This is a genomic window from Xanthomonas sp. 3075 (assembly GCF_014197275.1).
Taxonomy (GTDB): Bacteria; Pseudomonadota; Gammaproteobacteria; order Xanthomonadales; family Xanthomonadaceae; genus Xanthomonas; species Xanthomonas campestris_B.
Genome location: NZ_JACIFI010000025.1, coordinates 26,692 through 50,901 on the forward strand (window position 1 = coordinate 26,692; position 24,210 = coordinate 50,901).

23 protein-coding genes are annotated in these 24,210 nt (G+C 65.2%); 17 read left to right on the forward strand and 6 right to left on the reverse strand.

Annotated features, from left to right (window positions below; genetic code table 11):
• Positions 1-291 precede the first annotated feature (291 nt).
• The 6 genes from poxB to GGR62_RS18375 all read left to right on the forward strand — a co-directional run bounded on the left by poxB (position 292) and on the right by GGR62_RS18375 (position 7,798).
• The gene (poxB, locus tag GGR62_RS18350; RefSeq protein WP_184409299.1) at positions 292-2,001 is read left to right on the forward strand and encodes a ubiquinone-dependent pyruvate dehydrogenase; all 1,710 of its coding nucleotides are present in this window, start codon (positions 292-294) and stop codon (positions 1,999-2,001) included.
• 48 nt (positions 2,002-2,049) lie between these two features.
• Positions 2,050-3,492: a HAMP domain-containing sensor histidine kinase gene (locus tag GGR62_RS18355; RefSeq protein ID WP_184409276.1), complete on the forward strand. Its 1,443-nt coding sequence runs from the start codon at positions 2,050-2,052 to the stop codon at positions 3,490-3,492.
• Complete coding sequence (locus GGR62_RS18360; protein ID WP_184409277.1) at positions 3,477-4,817, forward strand: sigma-54 dependent transcriptional regulator; 1,341 nt, start codon at positions 3,477-3,479, stop codon at positions 4,815-4,817. The genes GGR62_RS18355 and GGR62_RS18360 overlap by 16 nt, the downstream gene beginning before the upstream one ends.
• Before the next feature lie 170 nt (positions 4,818-4,987).
• Positions 4,988-5,725 carry a hypothetical protein gene (locus GGR62_RS18365; protein ID WP_184409278.1) on the forward strand — a complete coding sequence of 246 codons (738 nt, stop codon included), beginning with the start codon at positions 4,988-4,990 and terminating at the stop codon, positions 5,723-5,725.
• A gap of 123 nt (positions 5,726-5,848) precedes the next feature.
• Entirely contained in the window at positions 5,849-6,466 is a 618-nt protein-coding gene (locus GGR62_RS18370) for a hypothetical protein (RefSeq protein WP_184409279.1), read from the forward strand.
• Positions 6,467-6,571: 105 nt separating this feature from the next.
• On the forward strand, positions 6,572-7,798 hold the full coding sequence (locus tag GGR62_RS18375; RefSeq protein ID WP_184409300.1) for an MFS transporter: 1,227 nt from the start codon (positions 6,572-6,574) through the stop codon (positions 7,796-7,798).
• A gap of 174 nt (positions 7,799-7,972) precedes the next feature.
• Here GGR62_RS18375 and GGR62_RS18380 read toward each other — a convergent pair whose 3' ends face one another.
• Both GGR62_RS18380 and GGR62_RS18385 read right to left on the reverse strand, forming a co-directional pair.
• On the reverse strand, positions 7,973-8,449 hold the full coding sequence (locus tag GGR62_RS18380) for a tRNA (cytidine(34)-2'-O)-methyltransferase (RefSeq protein ID WP_184409280.1): 477 nt from the start codon (positions 8,447-8,449) through the stop codon (positions 7,973-7,975).
• Between the two features lie 26 nt (positions 8,450-8,475).
• Positions 8,476-8,937: a hypothetical protein gene (locus GGR62_RS18385; protein ID WP_184409281.1), complete on the reverse strand. Its 462-nt coding sequence runs from the start codon at positions 8,935-8,937 to the stop codon at positions 8,476-8,478.
• A gap of 387 nt (positions 8,938-9,324) precedes the next feature.
• Here GGR62_RS18385 and GGR62_RS18390 point away from each other — a divergent pair, with 387 nt between their 5' ends.
• From GGR62_RS18390 to GGR62_RS18405, 4 genes are all read left to right on the forward strand, one after another.
• Positions 9,325-9,645 (forward strand): DUF4156 domain-containing protein, encoded by a 321-nt coding sequence (locus GGR62_RS18390; RefSeq protein ID WP_023902137.1) that lies wholly within the window; start codon positions 9,325-9,327, stop codon positions 9,643-9,645.
• Positions 9,646-9,746: 101 nt separating this feature from the next.
• Positions 9,747-10,763 carry a 3-oxoacyl-ACP synthase III gene (locus GGR62_RS18395; RefSeq protein WP_184409282.1) on the forward strand — a complete coding sequence of 339 codons (1,017 nt, stop codon included), beginning with the start codon at positions 9,747-9,749 and terminating at the stop codon, positions 10,761-10,763.
• A gap of 115 nt (positions 10,764-10,878) precedes the next feature.
• Positions 10,879-12,048, forward strand: coding sequence for a Fic family protein (locus GGR62_RS18400; protein ID WP_184409283.1), 1,170 nt, complete (start codon positions 10,879-10,881; stop codon positions 12,046-12,048).
• Positions 12,049-12,177: 129 nt separating this feature from the next.
• Positions 12,178-13,080 carry an alpha/beta fold hydrolase gene (locus GGR62_RS18405; protein WP_184409284.1) on the forward strand — a complete coding sequence of 301 codons (903 nt, stop codon included), beginning with the start codon at positions 12,178-12,180 and terminating at the stop codon, positions 13,078-13,080.
• Between the two features lie 156 nt (positions 13,081-13,236).
• Here GGR62_RS18405 and GGR62_RS18410 read toward each other — a convergent pair whose 3' ends face one another.
• Positions 13,237-13,620, reverse strand: a complete 384-nt coding sequence (locus GGR62_RS18410; protein ID WP_184409285.1) for a YkgJ family cysteine cluster protein — start codon at positions 13,618-13,620, stop codon at positions 13,237-13,239.
• A 312-nt stretch (positions 13,621-13,932) separates the two neighbouring features.
• Between GGR62_RS18410 and oleC the strand changes: the two genes are divergently transcribed.
• Together oleC and GGR62_RS18420 are read left to right on the forward strand one after the other, a co-directional pair.
• Positions 13,933-15,582 carry an olefin beta-lactone synthetase gene (gene oleC, locus GGR62_RS18415; protein ID WP_184409286.1) on the forward strand — a complete coding sequence of 550 codons (1,650 nt, stop codon included), beginning with the start codon at positions 13,933-13,935 and terminating at the stop codon, positions 15,580-15,582.
• A gap of 14 nt (positions 15,583-15,596) precedes the next feature.
• Positions 15,597-17,150, forward strand: a complete 1,554-nt coding sequence (locus GGR62_RS18420) for a winged helix-turn-helix transcriptional regulator (RefSeq protein ID WP_184409287.1) — start codon at positions 15,597-15,599, stop codon at positions 17,148-17,150.
• A 5-nt stretch (positions 17,151-17,155) separates the two neighbouring features.
• Here the strand turns inward: GGR62_RS18420 and GGR62_RS18425 are convergent, their stop codons facing one another.
• The gene (locus GGR62_RS18425) at positions 17,156-18,127 is read right to left on the reverse strand and encodes a serine hydrolase (protein WP_184409301.1); all 972 of its coding nucleotides are present in this window, start codon (positions 18,125-18,127) and stop codon (positions 17,156-17,158) included.
• A 286-nt stretch (positions 18,128-18,413) separates the two neighbouring features.
• Here GGR62_RS18425 and GGR62_RS21330 point away from each other — a divergent pair, with 286 nt between their 5' ends.
• From GGR62_RS21330 to GGR62_RS18435, 3 genes are all read left to right on the forward strand, one after another.
• Entirely contained in the window at positions 18,414-18,539 is a 126-nt protein-coding gene (locus GGR62_RS21330; RefSeq protein WP_260306289.1) for a hypothetical protein, read from the forward strand.
• The gene (oleD, locus tag GGR62_RS18430) at positions 18,536-19,546 is read left to right on the forward strand and encodes a 2-alkyl-3-oxoalkanoate reductase (RefSeq protein WP_184409288.1); all 1,011 of its coding nucleotides are present in this window, start codon (positions 18,536-18,538) and stop codon (positions 19,544-19,546) included. Before GGR62_RS21330 ends, oleD begins: the two co-directional genes overlap by 4 nt.
• A 64-nt stretch (positions 19,547-19,610) precedes the next feature.
• Entirely contained in the window at positions 19,611-19,769 is a 159-nt protein-coding gene (locus GGR62_RS18435) for a DUF1328 domain-containing protein (protein WP_003468167.1), read from the forward strand.
• A 115-nt stretch (positions 19,770-19,884) separates the two neighbouring features.
• On the opposite strand, the gene GGR62_RS20980 is transcribed toward GGR62_RS18435, so the two are convergent.
• Positions 19,885-20,262 (reverse strand): GNAT family N-acetyltransferase, encoded by a 378-nt coding sequence (locus tag GGR62_RS20980; RefSeq protein ID WP_260306290.1) that lies wholly within the window; start codon positions 20,260-20,262, stop codon positions 19,885-19,887.
• Between the two features lie 100 nt (positions 20,263-20,362).
• Positions 20,363-21,469, reverse strand: a complete 1,107-nt coding sequence (gene ddlA, locus GGR62_RS18445; RefSeq protein WP_184409289.1) for a D-alanine--D-alanine ligase — start codon at positions 21,467-21,469, stop codon at positions 20,363-20,365.
• Positions 21,470-21,858: 389 nt separating this feature from the next.
• Between ddlA and GGR62_RS18450 the strand changes: the two genes are divergently transcribed.
• Both GGR62_RS18450 and ubiB read left to right on the forward strand, forming a co-directional pair.
• The gene (locus GGR62_RS18450; protein WP_184409290.1) at positions 21,859-22,503 is read left to right on the forward strand and encodes an SCP2 sterol-binding domain-containing protein; all 645 of its coding nucleotides are present in this window, start codon (positions 21,859-21,861) and stop codon (positions 22,501-22,503) included.
• Positions 22,500-24,173, forward strand: a complete 1,674-nt coding sequence (gene ubiB, locus GGR62_RS18455; RefSeq protein ID WP_184409291.1) for a ubiquinone biosynthesis regulatory protein kinase UbiB — start codon at positions 22,500-22,502, stop codon at positions 24,171-24,173. The genes GGR62_RS18450 and ubiB overlap by 4 nt, the downstream gene beginning before the upstream one ends.
• Positions 24,174-24,210: the final 37 nt, after the last annotated feature.

Here is a 24,210-nt window from a genome sequence, read left to right on the forward strand (position 1 = left end):
GTTATTCGATGGAACGCGGCCTGAATTTTGAACTGACCGGTGCGTGAATCATCGCGCCCAGTTCAGCTGCGCTTTCTTGTCATCAAGCTGCAACACGCGTAATCACGCACAAAGTGTGACGGGTTGGCGCTTACACGCGCTGGATATGAGGCGCGCGTGTACAGCTGCCTGTTTCCCAGCGAATTCTTTGGCAGGCACAGGGATCCCAGCACATTGCTCTGACGCTGTCGCTGGGAGCATGCCAGGCTTGTTGAACATGCGTGGAGCTGCATCGTGGCGAAGAAGAAGACGTTGGCGCGGTTTCTGGCCGAGACGCTGCAGAGCGCGGGTGTGGAGCGGATCTGGGGTGTCACCGGTGACAGCCTCAACGGGCTGACCGACGCCTTGCGCGAGATGCAGACGATCGAGTGGATGCATGTGCGCCACGAAGAAGTGGCCGCATTCGCAGCCGGCGCCGAAGCGGCGGTGACCGGCCAGCTGGCGGTATGTGCGGGCAGCTGCGGGCCGGGCAATCTGCACCTGATCAACGGGCTGTTCGATTGCCATCGCAGCCGCCAGCCGGTGCTGGCGATCGCCGCGCATATTCCCTCGTCCGAGATCGGGCTGAACTATTTTCAGGAGACACATCCGCAGGAACTGTTCCGCGAGTGCAGTCACTTTGTGGAGTTGGTCACCAATCCGGCGCAGCTGCCGGAAGTGCTGCACCGCGCGATGCGTGCGGCCATCCTGCAGCAAGGTGTGGCGGTGGTGGTGATCCCCGGCGATATCGCACTGCTGGAAGTGGACAAGCACATTCCCACGGCGTGGCCGCAACTGCGCCAACCGCGCGTACTGCCGGCTCCCGAAGATGTGCAGCAGTTGGCCGAGCTGCTGCAACAGAGCGAAGCGATCACGCTGTTGTGCGGCAGCGGCTGCGCCGGCGCGCACGATGCGGTGGTGGCACTGGCCGACATCCTGGGTGCGCCGGTCGTGCATGCGCTGCGTGGCAAGGAATACGTGGAGTGGGAAAACCCGTTCGATGTCGGCATGACCGGCCTGATCGGCTTCAGCTCGGGCTACCACGCCATGCTCAACTGCGACACCTTGGTCATGCTGGGCACGGATTTTCCGTATCGGCAGTTCTATCCGAAGGACGCGACCATCGTGCAGGTGGATCGCGATCCCAGTGCGCTGGGACGGCGCACGCCGTTGCAGCTGGGCATCGCAGCGGATGTGGGCGAAACCATCGCCGCCTTGCTGCCGCACCTGCAGCGGCGCGAGAAGCGCGACTTCCTGGACAAGTCGCTTGCGCATTACCGCAAGGCACGCGAAGGGCTGGACGATCTGGCGGTGCCGGCAGACTCTGGCGCGCCGCTGCATCCGCAATTCGTCGCGCGGATGATCAGCCAGATTGCCGACCCCGATGCGGTATTCACCTGCGATGTCGGCACGCCGACGGTGTGGGCCGCGCGCTATCTGCGCATGAACGGACGGCGGCGTCTGCTGGGCTCGTTCAATCACGGTTCGATGGCCAATGCGATGCCGCAGGCCCTGGGCGCGCAGGCGGCGTTTCCGGGGCGTCAGGTGATCTCGCTGTCTGGCGATGGCGGCTTTGCGATGTTGATGGGCGACTTCATCTCGCTGGCGCAGCTGCGTCTGCCGGTGAAGATCGTGGTGTTCAATAACGCGTCGCTGGGATTTGTGGCGATGGAAATGAAGGCCGCCGGCTATCTGGATACCGGCACCGCGTTGCAGAACCCGGATTTTGCTGCGATGAGCAACGCGATGGGTATCCTGGGCATCCGTGTCGATGAATCGTCGCAGCTGGAGCGCGCATTGCGGCAGGCGTTTGCGCATTCGGGTCCGGCCCTGGTGGATGTGCGCATCGCCACGCAGGAACTGGCGGTGCCGCCCGCGATCAAGCTGGAGCAGGCCAAGGGCATGGGCCTGTATCTGCTCAAGGCGGTGATGAGTGGGCGCGGCGATGAAGTGATCGATCTGGTCAAGACCAACATGCGCTGACACCTGCGCCGCATTCCATCACCGCACGTCTTCTTCGGACCGTTCTGCATGCCTCGTTCCCTGCTGCGCCAACTGTTGCTGATCTGGGTGGTGATCGTGGCCGCCTGCGTGGGGGTGGCCACGATGTTGTACGGCCTGTATCAACAGACCGAAGGCGTGCGGCTGGATGAAGCACGCCAACAATTGACGGCCCAGTGCACGCGTATCGTGCAGCGCTATGCCGGCGCAAGCGAGGCCGCGCGCAGCGGCGACAATGGCGCCGGGCTGGCGGCGGTGGTGGTGCAACTGGTGCTGGCCGACGCCCCAGGCGTTGAAGGCGGGGTGTGGAATCTCGACAAGGGCTTCATTGCATACGCCTACCCCACCTACGACGGCAGCGATCACAAGACCGATATCCCCGCCGCCGAGTGGGGCACGATTGTCAGCACCGCGCGGCAAAGTGCGGTCGGCAAGAAAATCGTGCAATTTCGTCGCGATGGCAGCCGCGAGGTGCTGCTGATCAGCGCCTGCCCGATGGCGCCCGGCACTGCGGCCTGGACGATGTCGCGCGTACCGGCCAGCAATTCGGATGCGTGGCGCCCGTTGGTGGTCGGCATGCTGCTGATCTTTACCTTGGTGGCGGTGTCGGCCATTGCGCTGGGCGTGGTGGTGCGGCGCTGGAGTCAACGTCTGCATCGCATTCAACAGGCGCTGGCGGCAGACACCGAAACGCCGCAGATTCCGATTACCGGCGCGCCCGAGCTGGATCGGCTGGGCGCGGCCGTCACCGATTACGCGCAGCGCAACGCGCATGCGCTGGCGCAGACACGGCGGCTGGCCGACGAGTTGTCGCGTCACGAGCGTCTGGCTGCGCTCGGGCGCCTGACGGCCACGGTCGCGCATGAAATACGCAATCCCATCGCTACGATGCGCCTGGCAGTGGAAAACGAGATCGCCGCTCGCCAGGGCACGCCGGACGATGTGGCGCATGGCGCCTTGATGCTTGCGCAGATCCGACGTCTGGATGGCGTGGTCGAAAGCCTGCTCGGCATGGTGCAGCCGATCCGTCTGCAACTGGAAACTGTCGTCGTGCAGGACTGGCTGGCGGCGCTGCTGGAGCCGGCCCTGCTACCGCCCGGCGCACCGCCGCCGCAGTTGCGCGCACCCGCCACGCCGTTGTCGTGGACACTGGACCCGCAACAGCTCGGGCGCGCCGTGCACAACCTGGTGCGCAATGCGCTACAACATGCCGATGCAGGCAGCGCGGTGGTCGTGGACGCGAGTGCCAGCGACAGTCTGTTGCAACTGCGGGTGTCCAACCATGGCGCGGCCATCGCCGAGCCGATCGCCGCGCAGTTGTTCGAGCCATTCGTCAGCGGTCGCAGCGACGGCAACGGTCTCGGGCTTGCGCTGGTACGCGAGATCGCGCGCGCGCATGGCGGGCAGGCGCACTACACGCACGCCGATGGCGTGACCCATTTCATTGTGGAGTTGCCATGGCGCGCATCCTGATCATCGATGACGACGCCGCGTTTCTCGGCACCTTGCAGGCAACGCTGCGTTCGCTCGGGCATACGGTCATTGCGGTGGACAACGGTGCGGACGGATTGGCGCGCTTGAACGAGGGCGGTATCGCGTTGGCGTTCGTGGACTTCCGCATGCCCGGGATGGATGGCATCGACGTGCTGCGTGCGCGCGCTGACGATGCACGCGCACGACAGGTGCCCCTGGTCATGCTGACCGCATACGCATCCAGCGGTAACACCATCGAAGCGATGACGCTCGGCGCCTTCGATCATCTGGTCAAGCCCGTGGGGCGTGCCGATATCGTCGAGGTGGTGCAGCGCGCCTTGCTGAGCCGCGTCGATGACGCGGCCGCGGACGCTGCGGCTGACGCGCCGGCCGAGGAGGACGATGCCCTGGTCGGCCACAGCCCGGCGATGCGCACCGTGCACAAACGCATCGGGCTGGCGGCAGCCTCCGATTTGCCGGTGTTGATCACCGGCGAGACCGGCACCGGCAAGGAATTGGCTGCGCGTGCCTTGCATCGTGCCAGCGCGCGCGCCGATGCAGCGTTTGTCGCGGTCAATTGCGCGGCCATTCCATTGGAGTTGATGGAGAGCGAATTGTTCGGCCACCGCAAGGGGGCGTTCTCCGGTGCGACCGGTGATCGCATCGGCCTGATCCGCGAAGCCGATGGCGGCACCTTGTTCCTGGATGAAATCGGCGACATGCCGTTGCCGATGCAGGGCAAGTTGCTGCGCTTTCTGCAGGAAGGCGAGGTGACGCCGCTGGGCGGGCGCGGTGCGCAGAAAGTGGATGTGCGCGTGTTGGCGGCCACTCATCGCGATCTGGCGGCCTGGGTCGCGGACGGGAAATTTCGTAGCGACCTGCGCTATCGCTTGAACGTGGTGCCGATCGAACTGCCACCGCTGCGCGAACGCGGCCAGGATATCGTGTTGCTGGCGCAGCACTTCCTGCGCACTGGCGACGCTGCAGCACGGGTGTTGTCGGCGGATGCGCAAGCGCGGCTGCTGGCCTATCCGTGGCCCGGCAACGTGCGCGAACTGCGTAACGTCATGCAACGCAGCCAGCTGCTGGTGCGCGGCCACAGCATCGCTGCCGAGGATCTGGACGAGGCACTGGGCGAAAGTGCCGAGCAGCCCATGACGATGGCGGCGGTGGAAGGCACCTTGCCCGAAGCGGTGGCGCGACTGGAGAAGCAGATGATCCGGGACGCATTGGCACAGAGCGGCGGTAACCGTGCCGAAGCCGCGCGCCGGCTCGGCATTCATCGCCAGCTGTTGTATCGCAAGCTCGAAGAGCACGGACTGTAGCGACATGCCCGTGGCGAGTGTCTCCAAAGCGGACAGGAGTGTATGAAACGCGGACGGGATATGTGTGGGAAAGACCATAAAAACACTTTAAAAACAATGGATTGGGAGTTGGCACGATAGCTGCTTTGTTCTACCTGCCAGCGGTCCTCCTGCCGCTTTGGAGACAGTCCATGATTCGTCAAACCGCTCTTGCTTTCGCACTGGCCTGCACCGTGGCCGCCGCCGCCGCGCAGGTTCCGCCGCCCCCGCCGGTTGGTCCCGGTGCGCCCGGTGGTCCGGTCGGCGGCCCGCCGGGCCCGGTGGCCGCCACCCCGGTGAGCGTGTCCGGCACGGTCGAGCGCTTCATGCTCAATCCCAATGGCGAGGCCGATGGCCTGTGGCTGCGCGACGGCACCCAGGTGGGGTTCCCGCCGCATCTGTCGGCCGAGTTGAAGGCCGCCGTACGTGCCGGCGACAGCGTGGTCGTGCAGGGCTTCCGCCTGGGCGACCTGCCGGTCCTGCAGGCCAACGCGATCCGCTCCGGCCGCAGCGGCCGCGAGGTGGTCGATCGTCCCCCCACCTTCGGCGCGCCGCCGCCGGTGCCGCCGACCCAGGCCCAACTGACCCCGCTGCAGTCCGACGGCACGATCCGCCGCCTGGTCTATGGCCCGGCCGGCGATGTCAACGGCGCGTTGGTGAGCGATGGCACCGTGGTGCGGATGCCGCCGCATCTGGCGATGATGTTCGCCGACCTGTTGCGCGTGGGCGCGCCGTTGAGCGCAAGTGGATTTGGCGTGGCCACCCCGGACGGCCGTGCGATCGAGGCGACTCGACTGGGCCGCGACCGCTCCTCGCAGCGCGCGCTGTTCAACACGCCGCAGCCCGATGGTCCGGTGCCGCCGCCGCCGCCGCCGCCGGCAGGGCTCTGATCGGCGGCACGCCGGTCGCATAGAGCGCTATCGCGTTGCATATCTGCGCGCCCATGTCCGGACACCGGGTCATGGGTGCGGCTTGCCGGCGTTTGGCCGGTCCTACCTTGTTGGAGTAACACCATGCATTGGGTCGATCCCGATTTCCTTCCCGAAACCCGCGGCACGCTGGCGCGCTTTCTGCTCAATCCCAAGGCCGATATCGATGGCCTGCTGCTGACCGACGGCACCGAGGTGCACACGCCGCCGCATCTGTCCGCCGCCTTGCTCAAGGCGCTCAAGCCCGGCAGTGCGTTGACCGTGCGTGGCCTCAAGCCGCGCGATGTGGACATGCTGGTGGCCCTGGCGATCGATCCGGATGGCGGCAAGCGGATTGTCGATGACGGCCCGCACGGGCCGCATGCCAAGCCCAAGCCCAAACCACCTGCCGGCAAGCCGCCGAAGCCGCAGCACACCCAGCACAGCGGGACCATCGCGCGCTTGTTGCACGGCCCGCACGGACAGGTGCATGGCGTGTTGCTCGATGACGAGGTGACAGTGCGGTTTCCACCACATGCCGGCGCTGATTTTTCCAGGCAATTGGTGGTCGGCAAGCCGCTGGTGGCCGAAGGCGATACCAGAACGACGCCGCACGGTGTACTGATCCATGCACACGCCCTGGGCGCCAAGGCCGCCACCTTGAAGCCGATCGCGCATCCGCCGCATGGCCCCGATGCAGACAAGCCCAAGCCCAAGCACTAGGAGCCTTACGATGTGGCTGCCGCGTTGGAGTGAAAACCGTGCGATCACCGTTGCCTTGCATGCAGGCGTGTGCAACGGCATCGCATGGCGCCGCCGGGCATGCCGATGCGCATGACCCGATCACGCCGGCCGCGTGGCACGCGCGCGCTGGAGGCGCTGCATTTCAGCGTGGCCGATGTGCAGGACGGGCTGGGGCCGTTCCTCAGCGTGTTCCTGCAATCGAAAGGCTGGTCGGTGGCGGCGATCGGCACGGTGATGAGCGTGGGCGGTATCGCCGGCATGCTCGCCACCACGCCGGCCGGCGCCCTGGTCGATGCCACCCGGCGCAAACGCACCGTGGTGGTCATCGGCTGCCTGGCGATCCTGTTGGCGACCGCATTGATCTGGCTGCGCCCGACCTCCTCCGGCGTGGTCGCCGCGCAGGTCGTCTCGGCGTTGGCGGCGGCCGGTATCGGCCCCGCGCTCACCGGTATCACGCTGGGACTGGTGCAAGCGCGCGGATTCGATCACCAACTGGCGCGCAATCAATTCGCCAACCATGCCGGCAACATGCTGGCGGCGGTATTGGCCGGCTGGTTGGGGTGGCGCTACGGATTCGGCGCCGTGTTCTTGCTCACTGCGGTGTTCGGCGTGTTTGCGCTTGCGGCGGTGCTGCTGATTCCATCCGCTGCGATCGACGACCGCGCCGCACGCGGTCTGGGCGATGCCGACGGTGCCAATGGCCTCAGCGGTTGGCGTGTCCTGCTGACCTGCCGCCCGCTGGCGTTGTTGGCGGTGACACTGGCGCTGTTCCACCTGGGCAACGCGGCGATGCTGCCGCTGTATGGCATGGCGATCGTCGCGGCGCATGCGGGCGACCCAAGCGCGTTGACCGCCACCACGATCGTGGTCGCGCAGGCTACGATGATGGTGGTGGCGTTGTTGGCGATGCGCTGGATCCGCGTGCATGGACATTGGTGGGTGCTGTTGATCGCCTTCATGGCGTTGCCGTTACGCGCGCTGGTGGCCGCGTCGGTGATCCACGTCTGGGGCGTGTTTCCGGTGCAGATCCTCGACGGACTCGGCGCCGGCTTGCAGAGCGTGGTGGTGCCGGCCCTGGTGGCGCGGTTGCTGCAGGGTACCGGACGCATCAATGTCGGCCAGGGCGCGGTGATGACGGTCCAAGGTATCGGCGCATCGCTGAGCCCGGCGTTCGGTGGCTGGCTGGCGCATGCGTTCGGGTATCGCATCGCGTTTCTGGCGCTGGGGGCGATCGCGTTCTTGGCAGTGGCGTTATGGGCCGGATGTCGCGGCATGTTGCAGGCAACGACCGGCGTGCAAGCGGCGCAGTAAGACGCTGCCATCAGAACCATCAGCCGCATTATCGCCAGCGAGCGTCGCGTGCGCGCCAATGATGCGCAGGGCGATCATCAGCCTGTCGGTCCGGTGGCGTGCGGGCATCAGGCGGTCGCCTGGGCATCATGGAAATCAATCACGCCCGTCGTGTGGCCGCCTCGATCAGCGCGCTTACTGGCCGCCGTTGAAGTTCCATTGCCGCCAGGCTTCGAACACCATCACCGCAACGGTGTTGGACAGATTGAGGCTGCGATTGTCCGGGCGCATCGGCAGGCGTAGCCGGTGCTGCTGCGGGATGGAGTCCAGCACGTCGGCGGGCAGGCCGCGTGTTTCCGGGCCAAACAAGAAGGCATCGCCATCGGCAAATTGCGGTGTGTCGTAACGCACGGTGCTGCGGGTGCTCAACGCAAACACACGCCTGGGTGCGATTGCGGCCAGTGCGGTGGGCAGGTCGGCGTGCACCTGCAGGCTTGCGTATTCGTGATAGTCCAGGCCGGCGCGTCTGAGTTGCTTGTCACTGAGGTCGAAGCCGAGCGGCTCGATCAGGTGCAGGCGCGCGCCGGTGTTGGCGCACAAGCGAATCACGTTGCCCGTATTGGGCGGAATTTCCGGCTGGAACAGGATGACATCGAGGACGGGGGCTGACATGCGCGCAAGTGTAGCTGCGCGCGTGCTTACAGGCTGATGGCGGCGTTGACCAGCGCTTCCAGTTCGATCGGCGCGGGCTGCAGCTGCGGCACCGGCAGGTTGACGATGACCTGGCCGACCAGTGCGCCGATTGCGACAGCGGCCTGACCAGAGCTGGCCTGCGCAGCGGCGGGTGCACTGCGCACCATCAACTCGGCGCGCTGGTCGGCCGACGGGCGCACCTGCACGGCGGCAAGCGTGGCGATACGCGGGCCGGCCTGCTCGGCGGCCAGGGCAGCGCGCTGTGCAGCGGACGGACGCACCTGCACGGCGGCTAGGGTGCGGATGTCGCTGTGGCGCTCCAGCATCTGCTGCGCGATCTGCTCAGCAGACGGGCGCACCTGGACGGTATCCAGCGTGGTCAGGCTGGCGGCCTGGGCGAAACCGGCCAGGGCGGTGCCGGCGAGCAGCGCGGCGGAGAGGGCAATGCGCAGGGTCTGGGTCTTCATGGCGAGGTCTCTTGGTGTTGTTAAGTGGTGGTGTGGTAGTAAGGTAGTACACTGTTTCGGTATTCACAAGAACTTTCGCTGCGAATCTATTTTCGTTCAGCTTAAAGTCATTTTCGAGTAATAGTCGGATGCGCTGCTTGAAGCAAAGCAACCTGCATGCCAATTTCAGGCCGTTGTTTTTAAAAGGGTTTATTCTGCGGCGCAGTGTCCGCGTCCGGACACCTGGACGGGTACGCGACCGGCGGACAGCCCAACAGGGCGGCTGCATCGGGCGATTCAGGCCCAGGCCATTGCGCTGAATGAGGGTGTGGCACCCGCTTGCCAGGACCTGATCGCCACCAGGCAACTGCGGCACAATCGGGCTTTACCCTTCGGTGTCTAAGACTTATGCGCGTGCTGATGCTGTCTGTTCTGGTTGCCGCCACCACCGCGGCCTGTACCTGGGTGCCGATCGAACAAAGCGGTAAAGGCGTGCAGGTCCTGCCCGCAGGCCCTGTGCCAGCGGGGTGTCAGCAGCAGGGTGAGGTGGTTGTGTCGGTCAAGAGCAAGGTCGGTTTCTACAACCGCAACCCGTTGCGGGTGCAGGAAGAACTGGAAACCCTGGCCCGCAACGAAGCGCCCGGAGCCAATGCCAACACGGTCCAGGCCCAGGGCCAGCCGGCCGATGGCAGCCAGCGTTTCAACGCCTTCCGCTGCCCGCCGCGCTGAACGGTTGTGCTGGGGCGAGGGCGGTTCAATTGTAAAGATGCGGTAAAACCAGCCAGCGGCTAGACTAGCGCCCCCTCGCCTGACGCCATGGCGCTACTTCGATGCTCTTCCAGAATGTCTCCATCGCGGGACTGGCGCATATTGATGCGCCGCACACGCTGACTTCCAAGGAAATCAACGAGCGCCTGCAACCGACCTACGACCGCCTCGGAATCAAGACCGACGTGTTGGGCGACGTTGCCGGTATCCATGCACGGCGCTTGTGGGACCAGGATGTCCAGGCATCGGATGCCGCCACCCAGGCCGCACGCAAGGCCCTGATCGACGCCGGGATCGGCATCGAGAAGATCGGCCTGTTGGTCAACACCTCGGTGAGCCGTGATTACCTGGAGCCGTCCACCGCCTCCATCGTGTCCGGCAATCTCGGGGTCAGTGACCATTGCGTCACCTTCGACGTCGCCAACGCCTGTCTCGCCTTCATCAACGGGATGGACATCGCCGCCCGCATGCTGGAACGCGGCGAGATCGACTACGCGCTGGTCGTCGACGGCGAGACCGCCAACCTGGTCTACGAAAAGACGCTGGAGCGCATGACCTCGCCGGACGTCACCGAAGAAGAGTTCCGCAATGAACTCGCGGCGCTGACGCTGGGCTGCGGTGCGGCGGCCATGGTGATGGCACGCACCGAGCTGGTGCCAGACGCACCGCGCTACAAAGGTGGCGTGACCCGCTCGGCCACCGAGTGGAACAAGCTGTGCCGGGGCAACCTGGACCGCATGGTCACCGACACCCGCCTGCTGCTGATCGAAGGCATCAAGCTGGCACAGAAGACCTTTGTGGCCGCCAAGCAGGTGCTCGGCTGGGCGGTGGACGAGCTGGACCAGTTCGTCATCCACCAGGTCAGCCGCCCGCACACCGCTGCGTTCGTAAAGTCGTTCGGCATCGACCCGGCCAAGGTGATGACCATCTTTGGCGAACACGGCAACATCGGTCCTGCATCGGTGCCGATCGTACTGAGCAAGCTCAAGGAACTGGGCCGCTTGAAGAAAGGCGACCGGATTGCGCTGCTGGGCATTGGGTCGGGGCTGAATTGCTCGATGGCGGAAGTGGTTTGGTAAGCCGCTGATGTTGCCCGGCATGGGCTGTTTTTATGCTGGGTAATGTCGCCAATTAGGAAAAAAAGTGGTATCTAAATTTCCTTGCAAGAACGATTGCGGGCTGTAAGGAAAGATAATGGGCCACCGCATCACCGGACATTACGTCCCTGGCGCTCTTGCCGGGAGCCGTTACCAAGCGTTTGTTCCTGATCCATTGCCGCCCTTGCCGGCATTGGATTTCGCAGAGTCGGAACTGGTGGCGCGCAAGGAGCGCGCCGACCAGGCATTGGGGCGACTGGATGGCATCACACTGATGCTGCCGGACCCCGAACTGTTCCTCTATCAGTACATCCGCAAGGAAGCCTTGCTGTCGTCCCAGATCGAAGGAACCCAGTCATCGCTTTCGGATCTGCTGCTGTTTGAAATGGATGCCGCGCCGGGCGTGCCTATCGACGATGTCGAAGAAGTGTCCAACTATGTCGCGGCTCTCAACCATGGCTTGCGGCGCCTGCGCGAAGACGATTTCCCGCTGTCGCTGCGTTTGATCCGCGAAATGCATGCGTTGCTGCTGCAGGGTGGCCGTGGTGCCGGCAAGCAGCCAGGTGAATTCCGCCGTAGTCAGGTGTGGGTCGGCGGGGCCTTGCCCGCACTTGCACACTTTGTTCCGCCACCGCCAGATGCATTGCCCGACGCGCTGTCGGCACTCGAACAGTTTCTGCATGCGCCGCAGGGCCAGGTGCCGCCGTTGGTGAAGGCGGCGCTTGCCCACGTGCAGTTCGAAACAATCCATCCCTTCAGCGATGGCAATGGCCGATTGGGACGGCTGCTGATTACCCTGATTCTGTGCAGCGAAGGCGTGCTGCGAGAGCCTAGCCTGTATTTGAGCCTGTATTTCAAGCGCCGTCGTGCCGATTACTACGATCGCCTCAATGCGGTGCGACTCAACGGTGATTGGGAAGGATGGCTTGGTTTCTTTCTGGATGGCGTGGCGGAGACCGCGCAACAAGCCGTCGACACGGCGCAGCGTCTGTTGGCACTGTTGGCACGTGACCGTGCTCGCATTGCCGCTTTGGGCCAGCGAGCAGGTAACGTCGGCCTAGTGTTTGAGCAGTTCGCGCGGCGCGTGGTGCTGGCGGTGCCGCAAGTGGCTCCTACCCTGTCACTTAGTGCGCCCACCATCCGTGCCGCGGTACGCACCCTGCAGGAGCTGGAAATCGTCAACGAACTCACTGGCCAGCAGCGGCATCGCGTCTTTGCCTATCAGGCTTATCTCGACATCCTCAGCGAAGGAGCGCAGCCGCTGTGAGCGATCGGTTTGCGCACGTCCGCTGTCGACGATGCAGATAAATCCAGCGTATTTTCGATTCCGTCGCGGTGATGTAGCTGGCGAATTGCCAGACATACCCAGTCCAGGCTTTAGCGAATAGAGAGATCCATGAACTACCCAGGCTATCCCTTCACTCCCAAGCGCCTTGAGGTGCGACCCGGTATTGCGATGTCGTATCTGGACGAAGGTCCGCGCGATGGCGAAGTGGTCGTGATGCTGCACGGCAATCCGTCGTGGAGCTATCTGTGGCGGAACCTGGTGAGCGGGCTGTCGGATCGCTACCGCTGCATCGTGCCCGACCATATCGGCATGGGGCTGTCGGACAAGCCGGACGATGCGCCCGACGCGCAGCCGCGTTACGAGTACACGCTGCAGTCGCGCGTGGACGATCTGGACACGTTGTTGCGGCATCTGGACATCACCGGCCCGATTACGCTGGCGGTGCACGATTGGGGCGGCATGATCGGATTCTGCTGGGCGTTATCGCATCACGCGCAGGTCAAGCGGCTGGTGATCACCAACACAGCCGCATTCCCGTTGCCGCCGGAGAAACCGATGCCGTGGCAGATTGCGATGGGCCGGCATTGGCGGCCGGGCGAGTGGTTTATCCGCACGTTCAATGCGTTTTCGTCCGGCGCTTCGTGGTTTGGCGTATCGCGGCGGATGCCGGCCGCCGTGCGTCGCGCGTATGTTGCGCCGTACAACAATTGGCGCAACCGCATCTCCACCATTCGCTTCATGCAGGATATTCCGTTGTCGCCGGCCGACCAGGCCTGGTCGTTGCTGGAGCGCTCGGCGCAGGCATTGCCGTCGTTTGCCGATCGCCCGGCGTTCATCGCCTGGGGGCTGCGCGATATCTGTTTCGACAAACACTTCCTGGCCGGCTTTCGCAAGGCATTGCCGACTGCCGAGGTGACTGCGTTCGACGATGCCAACCATTACGTGCTGGAAGACAAGCACGAGGTGCTGGTGCCGGCGATCCGCGCGTTTTTGGAGCGCAATCCGCTGTAAGCCGTTTACCAGCATACCGCGCGCTCGGCAGATAGGCGCGAGCGTGCGCAGGAACTGGATTGCATCAGTGACGCGGCCGATGCCGAGCATCGGCCGCGTCACGTGCTGTGTCGGCTGCTGTCAACAAAAGTGCACGCACTCGCTGCGGCGAGGCCGTTACAGCAGTGGCAGCGGATTGCGCTGTGCGTCGTCCACGCCGACCCAATCGGCTTCGGTGAGCGCATGCAGGCCATGCGCCAGCCGCGACTTGTCGCATTGCGCGCTGCGCTGGCCGAATTCCAGCGAGGCCGGTACCGCGGCGCAGGAAGAAGGGCGGCGGTCGTGGATGCTGCAGCGGCTGTAGCGGCCGATGTCCGCATCCAGCGCGATGCAGCGCGGTTGCGTTTGTGAGGTGCCGCGCATCACCCGCTCGTGCGTGCGCAAGGAATCGGTCAGCTCGATCGGCACCCTGCCGCCCAACCCGGGGTCGGCTTCGCTCCAGTGGAAACTGACGCGGAAGTAGGCGCAGCAAGCGCCGCAGGTAAGGCAGGGATGTGCCATGGGTGCCGGGCCTTGCGCGGCAAAACAACGTGGAGAGCGCGGCATTCTGACCGAACCACGGCGCGATACAAGTGGCGAAGGTGCGTGCGGGTTAGCGGTTCATCTGCGCCAGGTCGGCGAGGGCGCGCAGCGTTGCGACTTGCACAATGGGAATGCTGCGTGCGTGCCACCCCCGGCGGAGCGACCTGGTCGCCCGATGAAGCGCGATCAGGACGACAGCCGATGTGCGACGAACAGGCCCGCCATCGCGCGGGTGAGGTTGAGCGTGCCGCAAGCGGACAGTGCGGCCGGCGCATGAGTGATAATGCGGCGATGACGACGCCTTTATGCAATATTGCCGCCACCCTGCCGACCCTGGCGCGCGAGCGCCCCGCGCAGATTGCCATCCGTTGTCCGGGCCGCCGTGCCGCCAATGGCTTTGCTGCCTACGACGTGACCTTGAGCTATGCCGAACTGGACGCGCGCAGCGATGCGATCGCCGCTGGCCTGGCGCTGCACGGCATCGGACGCGGCGTGCGCGCGGTGGTGATGGTGCGGCCGTCGCCGGAATTCTTTCTGCTGATGTTCGCGTTGTTCAAGGCCGGTGCGGTGCCGGTGCTGGTGGATCCGGGCATCGACAAGCGCGCGCTCAAGCAATGCCTGGACGAAGCGCAGCCGCAGGCGTTTATCGGCATTCCGCTTGCGCAGCTGGCGCGCCGTCTGTTGCGTTGGGCGCGCTCGGCCAAACAGATCGTCAGCGTCGGTGGCCGTTACGGCTGGGGCGGAGTGACATTGGCGCGCGTGGAGCGCGATGGCGCCGGCGCCGGCAGTCAGCTGGCCGACACCGGGCCGGACGATGTGGCGGCCATTTTGTTCACCAGCGGCTCGACCGGCGTGCCCAAGGGCGTGGTGTACCGGCACCGGCACTTCGTTGGCCAGATCGAGTTGCTGCGCAATGCGTTCGGCATGCAGCCCGGTGGCGTGGACTTGCCGACGTTCCCGCCGTTTGCCTTGTTCGATCCGGCATTGGGGCTGACCTCGGTGATTCCGGATATGGATCCGACCCGCCCGGCCACTGCCGATCCGCGCAAGTTGCACGATGCGATCGACCGTTTCGGAGTGACCCAGTTGTTCGGCTCGCCGGCGTTGATGCGCGTGCTGGCCGACTACGGTCAGCCTTTGCCTAACGTGCGCCTGGCCACCTCGGCCGGTGCGCCGGTGCCGCCGGATGTGGTGGCCAGGATCCGCGCGTTGCTGCCGGCAGATGCGCAATTCTGGACGCCGTACGGCGCCACCGAATGTCTGCCGGTGGCCGCGATCGAAGGCCGCACGCTGGACGCCACCCGCGCCGCCACCGAGGCCGGCGCCGGCACCTGTGTTGGCCACGTGGTAGCGCCCAATGAAGTGCGCATCATCGCCATCGACGATGCGGCCATTCCCGACTGGAGCGGCGTGCGCGTGCTGGCGGTGGGCGAGGTTGGCGAGATCACCGTCGCCGGCCCCACCACCACCGATACCTACTTCAACCGTGATGCGGCCACGCGGATTGCCAAGATCCGCGAGCGCAACGTGGACGGCAGCGACCGCATCGTGCATCGCATGGGCGATGTGGGCTACTTCGATACCGAAGGACGCTTGTGGTTCTGCGGGCGCAAGACCCACCGCGTGGAAACGGCCACCGGGCCGCTCTATACCGAACAGGTGGAGCCGGTCTTCAACGTGCATCCGCAGGTGCGGCGCACCGCGTTGGTCGGTATCGGCGCGCCTGGACAGCAGCAACCGGTGCTGTGCGTGGAACTGCAGCCAGGCGTTGCGGCATCGGCGTTTGCGGACGTGGAAGCTGCATTGCGTGCGCTGGGTGCAGCGCATTCGCACACCGCAGGCATCGCGCGTTTCCTGCGCCATTCCGGGTTTCCGGTGGACATCCGCCATAACGCCAAGATCGGCCGCGAAACGCTGGCGATCTGGGCGGCGCAGCAGTAGCGCCGAGCCCCACGATGCGCGCGCGTTATCGACTGGATGACCTGCGCATCGATGTGGCGCGTCAGCGTGTGGAGCGCGACGGCGTCGTGCTGGGGGTTGGCGGGCTGAGTTTCCACCTGCTGCACTATTTGCTGCAGCAGGGGCAGCGGGTGGTCGATTTCGACGAGTTGATCCAGAACGTATGGGCGCCGGCGCTGGTCAACGAGGAAACCGTCACCCAGCGCGTGCGCCTGTTGCGGCAGGCCTTGGGCGATGACTCGCGGCAGCCGCGCTATGTGCGCTCGGTGCGCGGACAGGGCTATCAACTGTGCGTGCCGGTGCAGCAGGAGCAAGCGCCGCCCGCAGGTGCCGTACGCCGTCATGCAGGCTGGATCCTTGCCGCGGGCGCGCTGCTGGCCTGCGTTGGTGTTGGCACAATCTGGTGGCTGCAGTCGCGTGAGGCGCCACCAGCACAAGCGGCCGTGTTGCAACGCGCCGATTACTACGCCGGCATCGGCCAGCGCGACGACAACGAACGCGCCATCGGCTTGTATCGGCAGCGCTTGCAGGATGCACCGGACGATCGGCAGGCGCAGCTCGGTCTGAGTCGCGCCTACAGTGCGCGCGTGTGCCAATACGACGCCGATACCGGATTCGCACTGCAGGCCTTGCAACTGGCCGATGGCGTGGTGGCTGCGCAACCGCGCCTTGCCGCAGCGCATGCCGCGCGCGCTTATGCGCTGGATTGTCAGGGCCGCAATGCCGATGCGCTGACCGCCTACGAGCGCGCATTGCAGTTGGATCCCAACGCCGACGCGGTGCGCGGCTCGGCCGCTTATCTGTACGAGCGACAAGGAAAGCTGGTGCAGGCGTTGTCGGCCAACCTGGCGGTGCGTGATCCCACGCGCGTACGCTTTCTGCCGATCCAGATCGCCAGCAATTTGAGCTTGCTCGGCTATGCCAGTGCGGCCGAAGCGCGCTATCGGAACAATTTTCAGCTGTATCCGGACAATGCGTTTTCCAATCTGGCCTGGCCCACCTTCTTGTTTGAACACGGCCGTGCGGCAGAGGCGCAGACCGCGCTGAACGAAGCGCTGGGTCGCGGCACTGCCTATGCAGGGCTGTGGGTATTGCAGGCCGAGCTTGCGTGGATGCGTGGCGACACCTCGCTTGCACACAGCGCGGCGCTGCATGCACTGCAGTTGCGTCCGCAAGGCAGTTTCGCGCAGACGGTTGCGTGGGCGTTGCACGCGCAGCCGGTACCGATGACCGCAACGCTGCATGCGCACGCACAGGAGTTGCTGGTCAGCGTGGAACGTGGCGGCGACCCGTTCGATGCGATCGATGCGGCAGTGCTGCTGCTGTGTGCGGATGCACCCGAGGCGGCAATGCGCGCGCTGCAACGCGCCGAAACGGCGGGCTATCGCAATGCCGGCTATTTACGTCATTCGCCGCTACTCAAACCCCTGCGAAGCCTGCCGGAGTTTGCAGCGTTGCTGGCACGGATCGATGCGGAGCTTGCTGCCCAGCGTGCGCAGCTGCGTGCTCGCAATCTGCTGCCGGCAGATGCGACGTCCGAGCGGGGCTGAGACGATTAGTTGCTCTCGGGCAGCGCCTTGAGCACATAGTCGCTCAGCAACCGATGCGATTGCTGGTGCATCTGCCGGGTGTTGTAGGCGCTGCGCGTGAGCACGACCACCAACTGCTCCTCGGGCACGACGAATACGTAGTTACCGCCATTGCCGGACATCGCCCAGGTGTCGCGTTGTACGCCGCGCACCGGAAACAGGAAGTGCCAGATCTGGTAGCCATAATCGGCATCCTCGCGTGCCTGCGCATGCACGCTGGTCATTGCGCGGATCCAGTCTGCGCCAATCACCTGGCGCCCCTGCCAACGGCCCTGTGCGAGCAGCAATTGGCCGAGTTTGGCCAGATCGCGGCTGCGATAACGCGTGCCGCCGCCGCCCATGCCGACTCCCTCGGACGACACGTTCCACTGCGCGTGTTCGATACCGAGCGGCTCTTCGAGGACCTGGGCTGCGAATGCCTGCAATCGCTGTCCGGTGGCTTTCTCCAGCACCGCACCGAGCAGGAAGGAGCCTGCGGTGCAGTAAGAGAACGCGCGACCGTGCGGACTTTGCGCGGGCCGCTGCATCCATGGCGCATAGCCACGAATCGGCAGATCCAGGGCGAACTGGGTCCAGTCCGCACTCACGTACATGCGCTCCTCGTTGCCGGCAGAGAAGGCGTTGTCGTCGTTGCATTCCAGCTGCGAGCTCATCGTCAGCAGATCTTCGATGCTGATGTCGCGCTTGCCTGGATCGGGATGTTGCCACTGGCGGTCGCTGAAGTAGTCGTAGACCTTGGCTTGCGTGCTTGGGATCAGGTTGCGCTCGATCGCCGCACCGACCAGCAGCCCGGTGACGCTTTTCGTCAGCGAGCGGGTGTCGTGCAAGGTCTGGCGATCGGCATCGCCCAGGTAGTGTTCGTAGACCAGCACGCCGTTGTGCACGATCAGTACGCTGGTGGTAGCTGGTGCCAGATCGGTGGCCAGCGCCTGTTCCATCTGCGCGAGCACGGCGGGATTCCAGCCATTGGCGGCAGCGCTGGCGACTGGCCAGCCGTCATCCAGCGCAGGTGGCGTAGGGGCCTTTGGAGCGGCAGGTGCTGGCGTAGTGGCTGTTGTGTTGGCGGTTGTTGGCGCGGCAACGGGCGGCGCAGCATGCAGCGCAGAGACGGCGAACAGGGTGGACAACAGCAGTGGCAGACGGGTCATGGCGACTCCAACGATCGAACGTGTGGCCATGACGCCAGCAAGGCGAATGAACTGCCTGATGTCTCGATGAAGATTTATGAAGGTCTTTGCGATCAAGGGGTTGCGTATGCCAAAGGTGCGCGCCCGGGTGCGCCGCATCGCGATGACGGTCCGGTCCGGCTATTGTGTGCGACCTGCAGAAACGATGGATGCGATGCAATGAAGGTGCTGGTGACCGGTGGTGGTGGCTTTCTCGGCCAGGCGTTGTGCCGCGGTTTGCGCGCGCGCGGGCACGAGGTGGTGAGTTTCCAGCGCGGCGATTACCCGGTCCTGCAGACGTTGGGGGTCGGCCAGATCCGTGGCGACCTGGCCGACCCGCAAGCGGTGCGGCATGCCTTCGCCGGTATCGATGCGGTCTTCCACAACGCTGCCAAGGCCGGTGCATGGGGCAGCTACGATAGCTATCACCAGGCCAATGTGGTTGGCACGCAGAACGTGCTCGATGCATGCCGCGCCAACGGTGTGTCGCGCCTGATCTATACCTCCACGCCCAGCGTGACCCATCGCGCCACCAACCCGGTCGAAGGTCTGGGCGCCGATGAAGTGCCGTATGGCGAGGATCTGCGCGCGGCGTATGCGGCGACCAAGGCGATCGCCGAGCGCGCGGTGCTGGCGGCCAACGATGCGCAACTGGCGACGGTGGCCTTGCGTCCGCGTCTGATCTGGGGGCCAGGCGACAATCACCTGTTGCCGCGTCTTGCCGCGCGTGCGCGCGCCGGGCGGCTGCGCATGGTCGGCGATGGCAGCAACCTGGTGGACAGCACCTACATCGACAATGCCGCGCTGGCGCATTTCGATGCGTTCGCGCATCTCGCGCCGGACGCTGCGTGTGCGGGCAAGGCCTACTTCATCTCCAATGGCGAGCCCTTGCCGATGCGCGAGTTGCTCAACCGCCTGCTGGCGGCGGTGGATGCACCGGCCGTGACGCGTTCGCTGTCGTTCAAGACCGCATACAGGATCGGTGCGGTGTGCGAGACCATGTGGCCACTGTTGCGTCTGCCTGGCGAAGTGCCGTTGACGCGTTTTCTGGTCGAACAGCTATGCACGCCACATTGGTACAGTATGGAACCGGCACGTCGTGACTTCGGCTATGTGCCGCAGATCAGCATCGAAGAAGGTCTGCAACGGCTGCGATCCTCATCTTCCAACGACATTGCCATCACCCGGTAAAGACCGCCACTTCTTCAGGATACGTCTGCGCCGATTCGGCACGACAACTTCTGGAATCCTTGCCATGCTGCATTACGCCATCATCTTCTTCGTCATCGCCATCATCGCTGCCGTGCTGGGCTTCAGTGGTATTGCCGGTGCAGCAACCAACATTGCCTGGATCCTGTTCGTGGTGTTCCTGATCCTGGCAGTGATCTCGATGTTCCGCCGCGGCAAGGTATAACGCCTGATTGCGATGAGTCATCGCAGCGGCGCTGCTGGTTGACGCCCACATGGCCCGCTTCCGAAAGGAGGCGGGCCATGTGCGTCTTGGCGTGTTCCACAATTGCGTGTGGATTTCACAGCAGTTTCTCCAGGTAGTGCACGTGCTTGCCGTTGGTCAGCAGGGCATCGCCGATCACTACGAATCCCAGCTGAGAGTGCAGTGCCAGCGAGGCTGGATTGGCTGGAATCAGGTTGACCTCGCACACCAGCCGCGGCTGCGCCGCTGCACGCGCGCTGCGGATGAGTTCGTCGTAGAGCTGCGTTGCAAGATTGCGCCCCTGTGTGTGTGCGGCGACCACAATGCGATCGACATACACGAAGCGCGCAAAGCGCTGCGCCATCCATGCGAAGTTCGGATTGGCGTAATCGGCAGTGTGATCCAGCGCGATCAACAGACCGTCCGCCGGCGTGACAACGCGTGCGTGCCACGCCAGCTGGAGCAACGTGGCCAATCCATCGGCTCCAGCAACGACAACGCGGTGGCGTACGCATTGTTGAGTGCAAGCAATGCGGCATGATCGTGCGGCTGTACCGCGCGGATCTGCGGCGGACTCACGCAGGCGTGTCCACTGCGCTGCGCAGCAGCTGATCGTCGGCGTGCCGCTGCAATGCCAGCTCGATCAACTGCGTGATCAAATCCCGATAGTCCAGCCCGCTTGCCTGCCACAGTTTGGGATACATGCTAATCCGGGTGAAACCCGGCAAGGTGTTGACCTCGTTGATGACGATGCGGCCATCGGCGCACAGAAACACATCCACACGCGCCATGCCGGCGCACTCAAGCGCCTGGTAGGCCTGCACCGCGATTTGCTGGATGCGCTGCTGCGTCTGCGTATCGATGTCGGCCGGTATCACCAGATCGGCGCCGTGTTCGCGGATGTATTTGGTTTCATAGGAATAAAACGCATCGTGCACCACCACCTCGCCGCAGACGCTGGCCTGCGGCGTCGCATTGCCCAGGACCGCACATTCGATCTCGCGTCCGGCAATCGCCGCCTCCACCAGCACCTTGTGGTCGTATGCCAGCGCCAATGCCAGCGCGCCGGCAAACGCCTCCGCGCTGCGCACCTGGCTGACGCCAACCGACGAACCCTGGTTGGCCGGTTTGACGAACAGCGGCAAACCGAACTGCGCGATCAACGCATCGATATCGGCGTGTACGGCGGTGTGGCGGTTGAAGCAGGCGAACGGCGCCACCGCAAGGCCGGCATCGCGCAGCACGCGTTTGGTCAGGTCCTTGTCCATCGCCACTGCCGAGCCGAGCACGCCGGAGCCGACGAACGGCAGATTGGCCAGGCGCAGCAGCCCTTGCAACGAGCCGTCTTCGCCCAGGGTTCCGTGCACGATCGGAAACACCACATCGATCTGCGCCAGCGCCTGGTCCGGCTGCGTCGGTCGCAGTTGTTGCTGGTGGGCGCCCGGCAGCAGGACCACGCCACGCCCGCTGCGATGCAGCGCGATCCGCGCCGGATCGTCGGCATGCAGCAGGAAGCTGTCGGGGTCGTTGACGTGCCACTGGCCGTGCTTGTCGATACCGATCAGCACCGGCTCGAAACGCTGCGGATCGAGCGCCTCCAGGATGTTGCGTGCCGATTGCAGCGAGACCTCGTGTTCGGCCGACTTGCCGCCGAAGATGAGACCGACCCGGATCTTGCGCATTGCCTGCTCCTGCCACCTGTGTGATGAGGTCGTCAGCATGCCGTGGCGCGCAGGTCGACGAAAGCCTGCAACCCAGGGGCGATGACCCGCCGCACAGCGCGCGCAGCTCGCGGTCCTGCGCGCCCGCCGCGCTTGAGGTTGGAGGTTGCAGTGCTCGCATGGCACCTGCGGTGTCGCGCGCAGTGAGCGCCCGGCGGGGAGGACGTGCAACGGGTCGGTAACGGCTGCACCGCCGTTGGCCTGCAGGCTATCCAGCAAGCGGGCGCGTCGATCCGCCGTGCGGCCACGGCGTCCGTGCCATGACCAGGATCGCCGCGCCGGCCTCCGGACATGCACCCGCGCTTTCGTGCTCAGGCAGTAGCGGCATGCAGGGACGGTAGAATGTGCATATGCCCGGATCACTGTTCAACTCACTCAAGCCGCTCGCCGGCCAGGCTTTGCAAGCTGCGCTCAACCGCGCGCTGGCGCTGGACCCGGATACCCGCGACGCCCTGCTGCCACTGGAGGGGCAACGCATCGCGCTGACCCTGGAAGCCCCGGCGCTGGCCCTGCAGATTCGCGTGCACGAGCGCCGGCTGCTGGTTGGCCCGGTGGACCAGGCCCAGGAGCCGGATCTGGCCGTGCGCAGCAGCCTGGCCGGTTTGCTCGGCCAGCTGCCGTTTCTGGCCAACGCCCGCCGCAGCGGCGCACCCGCCGGCCGGCTCAAGGTTTCCGGCGACGCCGAGCTGGCGCGCCAGCTGCAGCAACTGGCCGGCCGCTTCGATCCGGATTGGCAATTGCCGTTCGTGGCGGTGTTCGGCGAGATCCTGGGCGTGCAACTTGCCAATGCGGTGCGTGCAGCGCTGCAGCAGGCGCGCCGCAGCGCGGTGGATCTGGCGCACAGCGCGGCCGAATTCGTGACCGAAGAATCGCGCGATGTGGTGCCGCGCGCCGAACTCGAGGCCTTCCACGACGATGTGGACGAGCTGCGCGACGACGTGGAACGGATGGCTGCGCGCGTCAGCCGCCTGCGCACCACCGGAGGCACGCCATGAAGGCGCTGCTGCGCGCCAGCCGCATCGGGCGGGTGATCCTGCGCTATCGGTTGGACGATCTGCTGCAAGGCAGCGCGGCCGAGCGCTGGCTGCGGGTGGCCAAGCCGTTCGTGCCGCGTGCCAGCGCCGAGATCGCCGCGCAATCGCGCGGTGCGCGGCTGCGTCTGGCGTTGCAGGAGCTGGGGCCGATCTTCGTCAAGTTCGGCCAGATCCTGTCGACCCGGCGCGATCTGATTCCCGCCGACGTGGCCGAAGAACTCACCTTGCTGCAGGACCGGGTCAAGCCGTTCGACGGTGAGGCCGCGCGGCTGATCGTGGAGCGTGCGCTCGGCCTGCCGGTGAGCGTGGCGTTCGCCGCGTTCGACACCGTGCCGCTGGCCTCGGCCTCGATCGCGCAGGTGCATGCGGCCACGTTGCCGCCGGACGCCAACGGCGTGCGCCGCGAAGTGGTGGTCAAGGTGCTGCGCCCGGACATCGAGCGCCAGATCGATGCCGACATCGCGTTGCTGCATTCGCTGGCCACCCTGGTCGAGCGCACCCACCCGCGTGCGGACAAGATCCGCCCGCGCGAAGTGGTGGCCGAGATCGAAGGCACGCTGTCGGCCGAACTCGATCTGCAGCGCGAAGGCGCCAATGCCAGCGTGCTGCGCCGGTTCTGGGAAGGCTCGGACGATCTGTACGTGCCGGAAGTGATCTGGTCGCACACCGCCGAGCGCGCGCTCACGCTGGAGCGCGTGTACGGCATTCCCTCCGACGACATCGCCAAGCTCGATGCCGCCGGCATCGACCGCAAGGCGCTGGCGGCCAAGGGCGTGCGCGTGTTCTACACGCAGGTGTTCCGCGACAATTTCTTTCATGCCGATGCGCACGCCGGCAACATCTGGGTCGACTCGGACCCGGAGCGCCGCCTCAATCCGCGCTTCATCGCGCTGGATTTCGGCATCATGGGCCAGCTCTCGCAGGAGGACCAGTACTACCTGGCCGAGAACTTCATGGCGATCTTCCACAAGGATTACCGCCGCATGGCCGAGCTGCACGTGGAGGCGGGCTGGATGCCGTCCAACGTGCGCATCGACGAACTGGAAGCCGCCGCGCGCTCGGTGTGCGAGCCGTACTTCACCCGGCCGCTGTCGGAAATTTCGCTGGCGCAGGTGCTGATCAAGTTGTTCCGCGTGGCGCAGCGCTACGAGCTGACCTTGCAGCCGCAATTGATCCTGTTGCAGAAGACCTTGCTCAACATCGAAGGCGTGGGCCGCCAGCTCGACCCCAAGCTGGATATCTGGGCGGTGGCGCGACCGGTGCTCGAACGCATCCTGCGCGAGCGTTACAGCCCGCGCCGCGTGATCGGCGAGTTGCGCAAGCGGCTGCCGGAGATCATGACCCACGCGCCGGACATGCCGCGGCTGGTGCACAGCTGGTTGAAGCAACAGGTGGAAGGCCGCCATCAACTCGATATCCGCTCGGCCGAGTTGCGCGCGCTGGATGTGAGCCTGCGCAAGCTGCAGACGCGCGTGGTCACCGCCATCACCGGTAGCGGCCTGCTGGTGGTCGCTGCGGTGCTGTACGGCCTGCATCCGAATGGCTGGTATCTGGGCACGGTGCCGGTATGGAGCTGGATCAGCGGCGCGGCCGGTTCGGTGGCGTTGCTGGTCGCCTGGCTACGGCGGTAGGGGACTGCCATGCCCGATGACGCAACCGATGCATTCG